Raw genomic sequence first — 9,447 nt, 5'->3', positions numbered from 1 at the left:
AATGTATCGCCAGCTTCATCACTTGCGTTGATGGCAGCAAGGGTAATTGACACAGTACCGTTTACGCCAACGGCTTGATCGGCCATGCCGAGCCCTGTGGAGGTGTCCGTATAATCAACAGCTGAAATGTTGAGCTTTGAAGTACCATCTTCATTGAACACCACAGTCAGGTCATTACCTGTGCCTGCAAGCAAGTTTTTGCCATTGTAGCCAGCGTCTTTTGCAAGATCCTCAATTTGGCTAAGCAATTCATTATACTCAGACGCATACTTGCGGCGATCGGACATTGAAGATGTTTGCAAAGCCTGATTGGCTTTACCTTTTGCAGCTTCAACCAGTTTGGTGATGGACTGAATGCCCTCGTCTGCAGCTTTGAGCGTTTGGACGTTTTGACCCATATCATCGAGCAAGCCGCTCAAGTCAGATGCGCGGTTGTTCAGAGCGGATGCTGTGAAAAACGAATTTGGGTTATCAAGGGCGGAGTTTACTTTGAGGCCGGTTGCCAGTCGATTTTGTGTATTCGACATCAAGTCCGCTGTGGATTGCAGCGAGAGCAAGTTTTGGCGTACGGCCGCTGAAAGATGAATCATCTCAGACATTATTTTTCCTCTTCTAGGCTATACAGAACCCCATTCTGGGGCCGTATGTTGAGGATGCCAGTCTATGGATAACGAAAGGTTAACGCGGTTGCATTTTGCGAAAAAAGACGTCGCATTTTGCGAAAGTGTTTGTTTTCAGTATGTTACGAACGTAAAAAAGGCGGATCCGAAGACCCGCCTTTTGCGAAATTGTGTGGAGTTGTTAAGCTTAGAACAAACGCAACACGTTTTGGTCTGCCTGAGAGGCGAACGATAGTGAGGTTGAAGAAAGTTGCTGGCGAGTCTGCAATGCAAGAAGGTTCGCACCCTCTGAGTTGCTATCTGCCAATGTCAACTTGCCGGCGCCTTCTTCCAACGTATTGATTAGACGAGTGGTGAAGTTCTGACGGTTCTCAACAACGGTGAGGTTTGTACCAAAGGTAGACGCTTGAGAGCGAAGTGTGCCCAATGCGGAGGATAGTGACGTCAACGAAGTGTTGATGTCCGTATCTGTATCAAAGCCACCTTTGACATAGTTGGTGCTTGCTGTTGTCGCAAGGTCTGCGGTTGCATCGGTGTCATCGATTGAAACCTGACCATTTTCCGAAACAATGTCGATGCTCGTGCCGTTAACGGTAGCAGTAACGCCGTCGATCGCATTCCAAGTCGCTGCCAAGGCATCGATATCGTGGTCGGCAGTGTGGGCAATTGTTGAAACAACTGAGCCGCCGACAGAAAGCTCCAATGTATCGCCAGCTTCATCACTTGCGTTAATAGCTGCAAGGGTAATTGATACGGTGCCGCTTACACCGACGGCCAAATCTGCAAGCCCTAGCGCACCCGTTGAATCAGTATAATCAACTGCAGAAACGCCTAGTTTTGAAGTGCCGTCTTCATTGAATACAACCGACAAATCATTGCCCGTACCAGCAAGCAAGTTCTTACCTGAATAGCCAGCATCTTTTGCGAGTGTTTCAACTTGTGAAAGGAGCTCGTTGTACTCACTGGCAAACTTTCGACGGTCGGCCATTGATGAAGATTGCAAAGCTTGGTTTGCCTTGCCTTTTGCAGCTTCTACCAATTTGGTGATAGATTGGATGCCTTCGTCTGCAGCTTTCAACGTTTGAACGGCTTGGCCCATATCGTCTAGCAGGCCGCCAAGATCAGATGCGCGATTGTTCAATGAAGAAGCTGTGAAGAATGAACCCGGATTGTCGAGCGCTGAGTTGACCTTTAGGCCGGTAGCGAGACGGTTTTGGGTTTTTGACATCAAGTCCGCGGTATTCTGCAGTGAGAGCAGGTTTTGACGCACTGCGGACGAAAGATGAATCATTTCAGACATTTACTAAATTCCTTTTCTAGGTACTTAAGGGCTCCTTCCTGGAACCTCTTTCTAGAAAATGCCTGATTATGCCTAACGCTAGGTTAATGGCGTTTGCAGGGTGCAAAAAAGGCGGATCCGAAGACCCGCCTTGAAATCTACTTATCTGTTTGTTTGAACTAGAGCAAACGCAACACATTTTGGTCAGCTTGTGAGGCGAATGACAGTGAAGTCGAAGCCAAAGACTGACGTGTTTGCAAGGCCAGAAGGTTCGCACCCTCTTGGTTAGAATCGGCAAGTGTTAGTTTGCCTGCACCTTCTTGCAATGTGTTGATCATAGACTTTGTAAAGTCCTGACGGTTTTCAACAACAGTCAAGTTTGTACCGAATGTTGAAGCCTGTGAGCGAAGTGAACCCAATGCGTCAGTTAGTTTTGACAAAGTCGCGTTGATGTCCGTATCTGTGTCAAAGCCACCTTTGACATAGTTGGTGCTTGCTGTTGTCGCAAGGTCTGCGGTTGCATCGGTATCATCGATTGAAACCTGACCATTTTCCGAAACAATGTCGATGCTCGTGCCGTTAACGGTAGCTGTCACACCGTCAATCGCATTCCAAGTTGCGGCCAAGGCATCGATATCGTGGTCGGCGGTGTGGGCAACTGTTGAAACAACTGAGCCACCGACAGAAAGCTCCAATGTATCGCCAGCTTCATCACTTGCGTTGATGGCAGCAAGGGTAATTGACACAGTACCGTTTACGCCAACGGCTTGGTCTGCAAGACCTAGAGTGCCAGTTGTGTCTGTGTAATCAACAGCAGTAACAGTTGCTTTTGATGAACCAGATTCGTTGAATACCACTGACAAATCGTTGCCTGAACCAGCAAGCAAGTTTTTGCCTGAGTAGCCAGCATCTTTTGCGATTGATTCAATCTGTGTCATCAATTCGTTATATTCGCCAGCGAACTTGCGACGGTCAGCTGTTGAAGAGGACTGCAAAGCTTGGTTTGCTTTCGCTTTGGCAGCTTCAGCAAGTTTTGTGATTGATTGAATACCTTCATCAGCCGCTTTTAGCGTTTGAACGGCTTGGCCTTGGTCATCAAGAAGTGATGAAAGGTCTGAAGCGCGGGAATTCAATGATTGTGCTGTAAAGAAAGAACCTGGATTATCCAGCGCTGAGTTCACTTTCAAACCAGTCGATAGACGGTTTTGAGTTTGGCCCAGCATTTCAGCTGTGCTTTGAAGTGCGTTAAGGTTCTGACGAACTGCATTTGATAGTTGAATAGCCATGATACTAAATACTCCATTCTGGCATACAAGTGAGCCTTTCTGGCTCACGCTAAACCCGGATCAACACCAACAAGTGTTTTCTCCAGCATGGCACCCATAAAGCCCGGGTTGATTGAATCAAACCTTAACGGGGCAAGTGGGGTGTGTTTTAGGGTTAATAGAGGGTTATCTCCTTTCGTTTAACTGGTTGATTTATTTAAGGTCCTCGAGCATGCGCATGGCTGCGGGTGAGGGGACCCACCGGCGATTGATCATGCGCGGAAAAATGGTGTTTGTTGGCTTCTCGCCATCGGTATTTCCTTCGCTGGCTTTGACCTTTGCGCTTGCCACCAGGGATGCTTCAAAGAGCACACTGGCTGGCGCTGCTGGTCCAACGAGCTTTGGAAACTGGTCGATCGGTTTTTCACTGACCGCAGTCACAATTTGGGGTGACGGTGGCGCAGGCTTAGCGTCGCTTGCGGGTGCTTTCGCAGCGGCAGCGTCCGGTTTGCCATAATGTTCGCTTTTTAAACTGGCATTGCCAGCGGCAAAAGCGCCACCTTGAAAACCGGCTGCCGACTCAATTCTGAGGTTCACGGGTCTTCTCCATTAAAATCAGCCTTCTTGGCAGTTTTTAGTATGGAGGAGGCGTGTTGAAGTTCAATGATTTGAATCGATGCTAATTAATTCAAATTGAAATTAATGTTACAGGGATGTGTTGACCGAAACGCCTTTGATGGAAGCTGCTTGAGTGGCCGTGCCGCGGCCGGTGTTGCCGTATGCTGCGGTTTGGTTTGACTGCCCCAGCTGAGATGCGACGCTGCTGACGATTTCTTCGGTCAAAGATTTGGCGGTGGCAAGCACACGCAAGTTCTCAGCCATTTGTGTGGCAAGGGCAGCTTGGCCTTGTTGCAGTTTTTGCAGAAGGTGTGGTGCTGTTTCCTTTATCTCCTGCGCGTTTGATTGAATTGCGCGGGCCAGACCGACGTAAGTTTGGGCCAATTCAGCTTTTCGTGCTGCAAGCTCACTTGCTTCTAGTAATTTGCCAGCCCGGAGCAGATTTGTTTCCTTGTTCGTCACATCAACTAATGAGTGAAGAGCGATATCGGCGTCGGCGCATACTTTTTCGGGACTATCCGGCATAGGAAGCTTTCTGGTTTTTGCGAGTGCTTGAGCGCGCATCTGTTGAGGTGTCATTTTTTGTATGCTCCGCCTGGAAGTGCAGTAAATTGAGGTGAGTTTGATGCCGCCTGAGTGGCAATGAGATCTCGCAATATGCTGTCTGAAAGGCCTATGCCGCCCGCTTGGGCCATGCTGTTTGCCATTTCAGAGGCTTGCATGCCGCGCCACGTTTCCTCGCCGTAGCCTCCACCGAAGTCCCCCTCAGTGTCTACGCTTGAAGAAACTTGAGAAAGCAGGGTATTTAAAAACACACCTTCGAGTTCCACGGCTTTGCTTTTGAGCTGATTGAAAGCTTGTTCGGGCATATGCGCTGGGCGCTGCACCGGAATGTGAATTTGGGAATAGGCCATTACATTACCTCAATTTCGGCTTGCAGTGCGCCCGCGGATTTTATTGCCTGCAAAATCGAGATGAGGTCTCGTGGTGATATGCCCAAGGCATTTAGGCCGTCGACAAGCTCTTGCAAGGTGACACCTTCTTCAACCAATGCCAATTTGCTGTCCACTTGATCGACTGCAACTTCGGTACGCGGCAGGACAACGGTTTCACCAAGTGAAAGCGGTGCTGGCTGCGAGGCTTCTGGTGTTTCTGTGATCGTTACAGTTAAGTTGCTTTGCGCAACAGCAACTGTTGACACACGCACTTCACGTCCCATGACAATGATGCCGGAGTTTTCATCAATTACGATTTTGGCGGTTTGGTCTGGAGTGACCACCAGTTGTTCAATATCGGTGACCAAATCCACAATGTTGCCATTGAAGCCGCGTGGGAGGGTCAATTCAACCGTAGCGTTATCAATGGGGACTGCGGTTGGCATGCCAATCAAATTGTTGATGGCGAGCGCAATACGGCGAGATGTGGTGAAATCGGGGTTGCGAAGCGCCAAGCGGACTGAACGACGCGCACCTAAGGAGAAGTTTACTTCCCGCTCAATGATGGCGCCCGAGGAAATGCGGCCAGTTGTCGGCACACCGGAAATAACAGTGGCTGAATCCCCACCAGCGGAAAATCCATTTATCGCAACTTGACCTTGCCCAATTGCGTAAACCTCGCCATCTGCACCCATTAGCGGGGTAACGAGTAATGTGCCGCCCTGCAAGCTTTTGGCGTCGCCAAGGGCTGCAACATTGATGTCAATTCTTGAGCCTTGCGATGCGAATGCCGGTAAGTTGGCGGTGACCATAACGGCGGCAACATTTGCGGTTCGCATTGATGCGCCCAATGTGTTGACGCCCATGCGTTCCAGCATGGCTTGCAAGCTTTGTTTGGTGAAAGGTGAATTGTTGAGGCCATCACCCGTGCCGTTGAGGCCCACCACAAGTCCATAGCCCACCAGTTGGTTTTCACGAACACCTTCAATGTCCACAATATCTTTGATCCGGGCGGCGTTCGCGTTGCTTACAAAGCCCAGAGCAATCGTTAGGACACAAAGGACTGAAATAATAAATGCCGTCAGTTTGGTCATCAACTTCCCCAATTGTTCGAATGATGCATATGCTCCCCAGCACATGTTCCATCGCTATTGCCCTAACAGTTGCGAATATCGTGCCAATTTTCGACTTCCGTTAAGGCGTTGAAATGCATTGATTTTTTGAAATGAATCTTTGTCTGGAAAATTTTAGAGGAAAAAGCTGCCTATTCTTGGTGATTTGCTGGTGAACTGTGGTAAATTTTGCCTAGTGGGCGTATTTCACGCTCTGAGGTGATTTGGAGTACAAATTCTAGATGCGCATTACAGATGCAAATCGATTGAATAGGACGGCACAGAAATCTGGCAAAAAGGCCGGAAAGTCTGAGGATTCGGCTTTTTCTGTTCCTAGTGAGAGTGCACCGGTTGCGCGATCGGAAACCTCTGCACCGAGCCAGGACGTTGGTGGAATAGACGCTCTTTTGGCGTTGCAAGCTGTTGAAGACCCAACATTCGCGCGAAAAAAGGCGGTTAAACGGGGGCACGACCTTTTGGATGGTTTAGAACAAATCAAAACCGACTTATTGGTTGGACAGATTTCCGAATCTCGGCTCGATAATATGCTGAATCTGGTCACAAAAGCGCGTGGCAACCTTGATCCTTCGCTTGATTCAATAATTGATGATATTGAATTGCGCGTACGTGTCGAACTTGCAAAGTTCAATAGATACAAATAGTTGCAGATTTTGGGCTTCAGAATAGCTCGTTTCATATTCCAGTCACACACAATCCTTACATGCAGCGTAACAAACTCACTTGCCGTGGGTTGTCTTGGCCATTATATATGTCGCGCATAGACTTAGGGAGTATATTGCTGTGTCAATGGATTTGGAGAGCAAGGTCGAATTGGAAGAGCCAACTTTTAGTGGTTCTGAGACTTACAAACCGACCGAAGGCGAAGAATTTATGAATGCCCGCCAACTTGCGTATTTCCGCAAGAAGCTGGTCGCGTGGAAAGAGGATATTCTGCGCGAGAGCAAGGAGACGCTTGAGGCATTGCAAGAGGAAAGTCAAAATCACCCAGATATAGCGGACAGAGCGTCATCTGAAAGTGATCGTGCCCTTGAATTGCGGACGCGAGATCGGCAACGCAAGCTGATTTCCAAAATTGACTCGGCTCTGGCGCGTGTTGATGACAAGACTTATGGGTATTGCGAAGTCACTGGCGAGCCAATTGGTCTTGCACGACTAGACGCTCGGCCAATCGCAACGATGAGTCTTGAAGCGCAAGAAAAACATGAGCGGCGGGAAAAAGTTTACCGCGACGATTGATCCTGATCAGTTCGCGATGAACGGATAGCGTGCAATTTGTGTTGCGTTTCATGCATATTCATTGTGTGATGGTTCTGAGTTGCATTGGTCAGTGGGGTTGAAAGGGGTGAGTTGCGTATGAATCAGGCTTCGATGCATGATCAACAGCTTACCACGCGCTCCAGTTCATCTGTGCCTGCAGGGCATTCTTGGCCGATTTCAAAACCTTACGATGTCGTGTTCTACCGTTCGTATGGACCAAAATCGAACGTCAATGTTGCGTTTCAGCATGTGTTCGATCTTGACGCCTTTAAGTCCGACCGCAAATTCACACACTGTGCGCTGGTGGGGTCTGAGCTTACAGCAATTGAGGCGTACCCTAGAGCGGTCAAAGGGTACTATACAGATATGGTACATCCCGGCGGTGTGCGATTTGTGCCCGTAATTGACCTTTGTTACGACAGTCAGAATAGATATCGCGACTTTCTGGTGCTGCGTGCGCCTGGTCTGACCGCCCCCGACACATCGTTTGGCGCTGAATCCATGATGAAGGCGTGGCGGTATATTGAGTCCAAATACGGATTGCGTCGGTTTTTGGGAATTGGGCGCGGACCTCGCGATAGCAACGCCAAGCAAATCAAAGAATGGCTATCTTGCTCTGATCTTGTGCTAAAGGTCTTGGCCGATGCAGGTCGATTTGATCTCCAATTTCAAGAACGAGTGACACCGAGTGGGCTTGTTGCCACGCTTGGGGCGCTTGGGTGGCAAGATGTGACCGAAGACTATGCGCCGCAACGGTTTGAAGCCAAGAGCCGCCAATATATGCAGCGGTTTGGATTGACCGGGGGAAGTCGCGCTGGCGTTGACCTTTATGCACTGAAAATGGCTTGGAGCCTTGGCACATTTGCCCAATCTATCCAACGACAGCAGTATATGGTCGAGGAATATATCAACCGTCGCCTGTCCAATGTATGGCCTGATGGTCTAGATGCTGGTCGTTATTTCGAAAAGTTTACTGCCGACCACGCTATGCGGGTTTTAAGACAGATAAAGACTGCAAGGCGCGAGGAGTTCTCACAGCACATTGATCCACTTTTGGCAGAGCTTTCGCAAAAGCGGCATGTTTTGAAGTAGGGAGCGAAAATGTCCCGCATCGTCATTGTTGGATATCGACCCAAACAGGGTTGTGATGAGGCGTTGGCGGAATTAATGAAAACCCACGTTCAGCGTTTGCGGGATCAAGGGCTGGCAACCGAACGTCAGTCCATCGTCATGCGCGCGAGTGATGGGACCTTTATTGAGGTCTTTGAGTGGATCAGTGAAGAAGCGATGCATGAGGCGCATTCCAATCCAAAAGTGTTGGAAATGTGGGCTGAATATGCTCAGGTTTGCGACTACGTTCCTTTAGTAGATCTCGCAGAAGCACAGCAGATTTTTTCGAAATTTGTTCCTTTTGACTGCTAGGTTTGCAGTCCATCTAACAGCTTTTTCGTGAGATGATTGAGCTGGTTGAGATCCTCGTTAGATAGACAAGTTAGAATCCGCTCTTCGTTTTTGATGTGAAGTGGGATGATGTGGGTGATTTTTTCATACCCCAATTTGGTGAGCGCAACGATGACGCCACGGCGATCGTTTGGGTTTTTTTGTCGTTCCACAAGGCCTGATTTTTCCAATCGATCGATACGATTTGTCATGCCCCCGGATGAAACCATGGTCGCCTCATATAGTTGCGTTGGGGTGAGGGCATAGGGTTTGCCGCTGCGTCGCAATGTGGCTAAAACATCAAATTCCCCTGCGTGAAGATCATGCTGGGCAAAAAAAGGTTCCATTTCTTCTTGCATTATTCGGGCCGCAACTTCTGCTAAACGACCCAGCGTGAGCATAGGTAAGCCATTGATTTCGGGCCATTCTTTTTGCCATTGATTGGCTGCAAGCTGCGCGCGGTCCATAGTCACCTCAATTTATCTTGACATCAAGATACTTTATGTAAAGATATAATCCAAGTGCGAACTGGAGAATATCAATGGCCGAATTTATCTTAGCAATGTCGCCAAAAAACAAGCCTTTGGTTGAGGAAACTGCAGGTGGAAGTAAAAGCCTGATTGAAAACTCCAATTTCAAGAAGTTCTTGCCGTTTGCTCTATTGGTTGTTGTTGGCAGTTTTTTTGGCGCGACGACGGTTAATGGCAAAATAGCGGCGCAGGTTGGCTGGCATCCAATCGTATTTTTGGCGGTTTCGGGAGTTCCTTAACGCACCGGTCTGTTGCCCTTTGCCTAGCTCGGTTTACGGGTCATTTGTATCCCGACAGGCTGCTCGCCAAAGGCGACAAAACGGTAGCTATCGTCGGGCAAGTTCTCTTGTAGCGCCTTGAATTCGTGGTT

The 9,447-nt window shown here is 48.7% G+C and carries 12 protein-coding genes and 1 pseudogene; 5 read left to right on the top strand and 8 right to left on the bottom strand.

Translation table 11 applies throughout. The annotated features are described in order from the left end of the window. The 7 genes and pseudogenes from Q0231_RS07440 to Q0231_RS07410 all read right to left on the bottom strand — a co-directional run. Window positions 1-599: pseudogene (locus Q0231_RS07440) on the bottom strand (ABC transporter substrate-binding protein); the annotation flags it as partial. Window positions 600-807: 208 nt separating this feature from the next. After that, a complete protein-coding gene (locus Q0231_RS07435) occupies window positions 808-1,920 on the bottom strand; it encodes a flagellin (protein WP_299346801.1) in 1,113 nt (370 codons plus the stop codon). Between the two features lie 158 nt (window positions 1,921-2,078). Continuing rightward, window positions 2,079-3,185 carry a flagellin gene (locus Q0231_RS07430; RefSeq protein ID WP_331283676.1) on the bottom strand — a complete coding sequence of 369 codons (1,107 nt, stop codon included), beginning with the start codon at window positions 3,183-3,185 and terminating at the stop codon, window positions 2,079-2,081. A gap of 192 nt (window positions 3,186-3,377) precedes the next feature. Continuing rightward, window positions 3,378-3,761 carry a hypothetical protein gene (locus tag Q0231_RS07425; RefSeq protein WP_269393847.1) on the bottom strand — a complete coding sequence of 128 codons (384 nt, stop codon included), beginning with the start codon at window positions 3,759-3,761 and terminating at the stop codon, window positions 3,378-3,380. Between the two features lie 108 nt (window positions 3,762-3,869). Continuing rightward, window positions 3,870-4,361, bottom strand: a complete 492-nt coding sequence (locus Q0231_RS07420) for a hypothetical protein (RefSeq protein ID WP_269393848.1) — start codon at window positions 4,359-4,361, stop codon at window positions 3,870-3,872. Next, window positions 4,358-4,696, bottom strand: a complete 339-nt coding sequence (locus Q0231_RS07415; protein WP_269393849.1) for a rod-binding protein — start codon at window positions 4,694-4,696, stop codon at window positions 4,358-4,360. The genes Q0231_RS07420 and Q0231_RS07415 overlap by 4 nt, the downstream gene beginning before the upstream one ends. Then, entirely contained in the window at window positions 4,696-5,811 is a 1,116-nt protein-coding gene (locus tag Q0231_RS07410) for a flagellar basal body P-ring protein FlgI (protein ID WP_269393850.1), read from the bottom strand. The genes Q0231_RS07415 and Q0231_RS07410 overlap by 1 nt, the downstream gene beginning before the upstream one ends. Window positions 5,812-6,071: 260 nt before the next feature. Between Q0231_RS07410 and Q0231_RS07405 the strand changes: the two genes are divergently transcribed. The 4 genes from Q0231_RS07405 (at window position 6,072) to Q0231_RS07390 (ending at window position 8,529) form a co-directional block, all read left to right on the top strand. After that, window positions 6,072-6,491 carry a flagellar assembly protein FliX gene (locus tag Q0231_RS07405; protein WP_269393851.1) on the top strand — a complete coding sequence of 140 codons (420 nt, stop codon included), beginning with the start codon at window positions 6,072-6,074 and terminating at the stop codon, window positions 6,489-6,491. Between the two features lie 145 nt (window positions 6,492-6,636). Further along, entirely contained in the window at window positions 6,637-7,086 is a 450-nt protein-coding gene (gene dksA / locus Q0231_RS07400) for an RNA polymerase-binding protein DksA (protein ID WP_269393852.1), read from the top strand. A 117-nt stretch (window positions 7,087-7,203) separates the two neighbouring features. Next, a complete protein-coding gene (locus tag Q0231_RS07395; protein ID WP_269393853.1) occupies window positions 7,204-8,199 on the top strand; it encodes a hypothetical protein in 996 nt (331 codons plus the stop codon). 9 nt (window positions 8,200-8,208) lie between these two features. Next, window positions 8,209-8,529: a hypothetical protein gene (locus Q0231_RS07390; RefSeq protein WP_269393854.1), complete on the top strand. Its 321-nt coding sequence runs from the start codon at window positions 8,209-8,211 to the stop codon at window positions 8,527-8,529. On the opposite strand, the gene Q0231_RS07385 is transcribed toward Q0231_RS07390, so the two are convergent. Next, the gene (locus Q0231_RS07385) at window positions 8,526-9,014 is read right to left on the bottom strand and encodes a MarR family transcriptional regulator (protein WP_299346796.1); all 489 of its coding nucleotides are present in this window, start codon (window positions 9,012-9,014) and stop codon (window positions 8,526-8,528) included. The genes Q0231_RS07390 and Q0231_RS07385 overlap by 4 nt on opposite strands. A gap of 74 nt (window positions 9,015-9,088) precedes the next feature. Here Q0231_RS07385 and Q0231_RS07380 point away from each other — a divergent pair, with 74 nt between their 5' ends. After that, window positions 9,089-9,316 carry a hypothetical protein gene (locus Q0231_RS07380; protein WP_299346795.1) on the top strand — a complete coding sequence of 76 codons (228 nt, stop codon included), beginning with the start codon at window positions 9,089-9,091 and terminating at the stop codon, window positions 9,314-9,316. Window positions 9,317-9,447: the final 131 nt, after the last annotated feature.

This window comes from uncultured Maritalea sp., assembly GCF_937139385.1.
GTDB classification, from domain to species: domain Bacteria; phylum Pseudomonadota; class Alphaproteobacteria; order Rhizobiales; family Devosiaceae; genus Maritalea; species Maritalea porphyrae_A.
This window is presented reverse-complemented; position numbering and strand designations above follow the sequence as displayed.